3 protein-coding genes are annotated in these 3279 nt (G+C 43.3%); all 3 read right to left on the reverse strand.

Going from position 1 to position 3279, the window contains the following annotated elements:
• Positions 1-589: Rho termination factor N-terminal domain-containing protein (locus tag AOQ70_RS00005; RefSeq protein WP_197414588.1), on the reverse strand; the 589-nt coding region annotated here is incomplete at its 3' end.
• A 366-nt stretch (positions 590-955) separates the two neighbouring features.
• Positions 956-1921: a class II fructose-bisphosphatase gene (glpX, locus tag AOQ70_RS00010; protein WP_012011567.1), complete on the reverse strand. Its 966-nt coding sequence runs from the start codon at positions 1919-1921 to the stop codon at positions 956-958.
• A gap of 32 nt (positions 1922-1953) precedes the next feature.
• On the reverse strand, positions 1954-3243 hold the full coding sequence (locus tag AOQ70_RS00015; RefSeq protein WP_024423746.1) for a UDP-N-acetylglucosamine 1-carboxyvinyltransferase: 1290 nt from the start codon (positions 3241-3243) through the stop codon (positions 1954-1956).
• Between the last annotated feature and the right edge of the window lie 36 nt (positions 3244-3279).

Here is a 3279-nt window from a genome sequence, read left to right on the forward strand (position 1 = left end):
TTTCAGAAATGCTGTTGGCAATTTCTTTAAGCAAAATGGTTTTCCCAGCCTTAGGCGGTGCAACGATTAAACCACGCTGACCAAATCCAACTGGCGCCATCATGTCCATAATTCTAGTAGACAGGTGATTAGGCTGTGTTTCAAGAATCATTTGGCGGTCAGGAAATAGCGGTGTGAGTGCAGGAAAGTGAACACGTTCCTTTGCTGATTCTGGGTCGTCCCCATTTACCGCTTCTACATGAAGGAGGCCATAGTAGCGTTCATTCTCTTTTGGAGGTCTTACCTTTCCAGACACTTTATCTCCATTTCGTAAATCAAAGCGTCTGATTTGTGAAGCTGAAATATAAATGTCTTCAGAACTTGGGGAGTAGTTAATCGGTCTTAAGAAACCAAATCCCTCAGACTGGATAATTTCAAGAACCCCTTCCATAAATAAGAGATCCTCTTGCTCAGCATTCGCCTTTAAGATGGCAAAAATTAATTCTTTTTTTGTTAGTTTGCTGTAATAAGAGATTTTGTATCGTTTTGCTAACTCATACAGCTCTTTTAATTTCATATTTTCCAAAGATGAAATCGAAACATCTTTCAATATGGACACCACACTTTTCTAGTCAATGTATTTCTTTACAAATGCATGACCATTGTATTTGATTAGCTTTTTAATTCCGTTGTTGTTGGAATGACCTCGCTCTGATGGTAACGCTCCCACTCGTTTTATCGTGAAAGATAGGAACAATGTGAAATAGAGCTTTTTTAACATAGAGAAGGATAATGAGTATATCGTCATGATGCGGCAGTATTTAAACTTGTTGAAGCTTAAAAGAAGTAAATTCGCAGAAAATTTCGCAGCACTCTTTAGTTTTACCTCATTTGCAGAGAATATTCAACTTTAAAAAGAAAATGATATACATTTGACACCTATATGAAAAGCGGGTAATGAATACCCGCTTTCAGATTACGGACGAATGACAAGATTCGGTTTTTTCTTTAAGCTGTGTCTGCCGTCTACGAAACGAACTGTACCCGATTTCGCACGCATGACAACACTATGCGTTGTTCCAACAGAGCCTTTGAATTGAACACCTTTAAGTAATTCCCCGTCTGTTACACCTGTCGCTGCAAAAATGGCGTCATCTCCTTTTACGAGATCTTCCATTCTGAGGACTTTACCAACATCCAGCCCCATTTTCTCACAGCGTCTTAATTCTTCTTCACTTTGAGGAAGAAGCTTACCATGAATTTCACCACCAAGTGCCTTTAATGCAACAGCAGAAAGGACACCCTCAGGCGCTCCGCCTGAACCAAATAGAATATCAACACCTGTGTGATCAAATGCTGTATTAATGGCTCCTGCAACGTCACCATCATCGATCAGTTTAATTCTTGCTCCTGCTTCTCTCAGTTCAGCAATAATTTTTTCATGTCGATCTCTGTTTAAAATCGTTGCAACCACATCTTCAATATCTTTGTTTTTCGCTTTTGCAACAGCGCGAAGATTATCAATGACAGGCGCTTCAATATCGATGCAGCCTACCGCTTCTGGACCTACTGCGATCTTATCCATGTACATATCAGGTGCATTCAGCAGGTTGCCATGATCTGCAACTGCAATGACAGCTAAGGCATTCCAGCCGCCGCTTGCCACAATGTTTGTTCCTTCTAATGGATCAACAGCGACATCCACGCGAGGTCCATATCCGTTCCCAAGCTTTTCCCCAATATAAAGCATTGGTGCTTCGTCCATTTCCCCTTCGCCAATCACCACTGTTCCCTTCATCGGAATGGTGTCAAATACATCACGCATTGCACTTGTTGCAGCATCATCCGCTTCGTCTTTTAATCCTCTTCCCATCCAACGGGCAGATTTTAATGCAGCTGCTTCTGTCACCCGTACTAGTTCCATCGATAAACTTCTTTCCATTTTTGTCCAAATCTCCTCTCACAGTCAAAGCCTTATGAATTTTGAAGTTCTTCTATTTCTTGGTCATTCAGCTTTTCACGCCAGATGGTTGCACCCAAGCCTTCAAGCTTCTTCTCAAGCAAACTATATCCTCTGTCTATATGTTCAAGCCCTGTGATTTCGGTCACACCGTCTGCCATTAGCCCTGCGACAACAAGACAAGCTCCTGCACGCAGATCACTTGCTTTGACCTTTGCTCCTTGAAGCTGCGTTTGTCCGGTAATAATAGCGGATCTTCCTTCGACCTTCATGTTTGCACCCATTCGGCGCAATTCGTCAATGTGCTTAAAGCGAGCTGAGTAGATCGTATCTGTGACCACACTCGTGCCTTTCGCTTTTGTTAACAGCGCCGTCATCGGCTGTTGAAGGTCAGTCGGAAAGCCCGGATACACAAGGGTTTTGATATCGACAGGCTTGAGTCCTTCGTTTCTGCCAACGATCAGCATCTGATCGTTGCTCGTTTCAATGGTGAACCCCATTTCTCTAAGTTTCGCCGTAATTGATTCTAAATGAGTTGGGATCACATTATCAAGTACAACTTCATCTCCCATCGCTGCACCAGCTATTAAAAATGTTCCTGCTTCGATGCGGTCAGGGATGATTGAATGCTTACAGCCATGAAGGGATTCTACACCTTCGATTCGAATGACATCGGTCCCCGCACCTTTGATTTTGGCACCCATGCTTGCAAGCAGTGTCGCTACATCAATAATTTCGGGTTCCTTTGCAGCATTTTCAATCACGGTTTTTCCTTCAGCCAGTACGGCTGCCAGCATGATGTTGATTGTCGCACCTACACTGACAACATCAAGATAAATCCGGGCTCCGACTAATTTTTCAGCGCGCAAATAAATCGCACCCTGCTCGTTTGTCACCTCGGCTCCGAGTGCTTCAAAGCCTTTGATATGCTGATCAATCGGTCTAGGTCCTAAGTGACATCCTCCTGGCAGTCCGATGACAGCCTGCTTGAATCTTCCCAGCATGGCTCCCATTAAATAATAGGATGCACGCAGTTTCTTCACTTTTCCATTAGGAAGCGGCATACTGATCATGGAAACAGGATTAACAACCATTTCACCTTTTTCAAAAGTGACCTTTCCGCCAATTTCTTCTAACAGATCTCGCAATGTGTCGATATCTGATATATGCGGAAGGCCTTCAATGGTTACTGGAGAATCAGCGAGAATCGTGGCAGGAATCAGTGCCACAGCACTATTTTTCGCACCACTAATATGTACGGTCCCGCGCAAGGGATCACCGCCGGCAATGTTTAACTTTTCCATATTTGTCTCCCTTCTTAAAGAAGATCACTGTTGGAG

This window comes from Bacillus sp. AM 13(2015) (assembly GCF_001518755.1).
GTDB classification, from domain to species: domain Bacteria; phylum Bacillota; class Bacilli; order Bacillales; family Bacillaceae; genus Bacillus; species Bacillus safensis.

Coding starts and splice junctions, on each gene's coding strand:
- glpX (WP_012011567.1), bottom strand. CDS start 1,921: ATGGAAAGAAGTTTATCGATGGAACTAGTACGGGTGACAGAAGCAGCT.
- AOQ70_RS00015 (WP_024423746.1), bottom strand. CDS start 3,243: ATGGAAAAGTTAAACATTGCCGGCGGTGATCCCTTGCGCGGGACCGTA.